The sequence below is a fragment of the Hyphomicrobium sp. genome (assembly GCF_051860585.1).
GTDB lineage: Bacteria > Pseudomonadota > Alphaproteobacteria > Rhizobiales > Hyphomicrobiaceae > Hyphomicrobium_C.
This window is the reverse complement of sequence record NZ_JBHYDS010000022.1, coordinates 1-701: the sequence shown is the minus strand read 5'-3', so window position 1 is coordinate 701 and position 701 is coordinate 1. Positions and strand designations below refer to the sequence as shown.

Annotated in this window: 1 protein-coding gene; it reads right to left on the bottom strand. The window is 62.2% G+C overall.

Going from position 1 to position 701, the window contains the following annotated elements:
• Positions 1 to 367 precede the first annotated feature (367 nt).
• The gene (locus tag ACTIFK_RS19000) at positions 368 to 637 is read right to left on the bottom strand and encodes a hypothetical protein (protein WP_439544583.1); all 270 of its coding nucleotides are present in this window, start codon (positions 635 to 637) and stop codon (positions 368 to 370) included.
• Positions 638 to 701 lie beyond the last annotated feature (64 nt).

Below are 701 nucleotides of genomic sequence, written 5' to 3'. Positions count from 1 at the left end.
GCAATGGGCGTGGTAGTCGGCTGCGCAGGCAAGCTTGACGCCGAGGCTGACGGCACCGGCCTGGCTCGAAACGAGGATCGCGCCGAGGGTGATGGTCGCTGCGAGGATGTTCTGGATCTTGGTCATCTGGGCTCTCCATTTTCGCCAGTGTGTGTCCGATGACCAGAGAGTGCGTCCAAACGGTCTTGGCCGCTGTTCCCAGGGGAACGCGGCAGAGAAATCGCCAAAAATTCTGCAGAACGGTCGCCGGCAGGCGGCGGTCTCGGATCGGCTGCGGGCGGATACTCCTTTGCTAACAGACTGATGTAACGTTTAAAAATGAGCCGGAGCGTGGAGAGTTCGCTTCGGAGACGACGGGTGGGGAAGCCTACTTGACGGCGACCTTCTTCTGGACGGTCGACTTGGAGACTTCACCGGCAGCTACGAGAGCGCTGATGCAGCCCTGCGAGAGGTTGCGGCCAACCGAGCGCATGCACTTGCGAACGCCGGGGGAGTCGGGCGAATGCATGCTGCAATGGGCGTGGTAGTCGGCTGCGCAGGCAAGCTTGACGCCGAGGCTGACGGCACCGGCCTGGCTCGAAACGAGGAGCGCGCCGAGGGTGATGGTCGCTGCGAGGATGTTCCGGATCTTGGTCATTTGGCTCTCTCCATTTCGCCAGTGTGTGTCCGATGACCAGAGAATGCCTCCAGCCGGCTGCCGC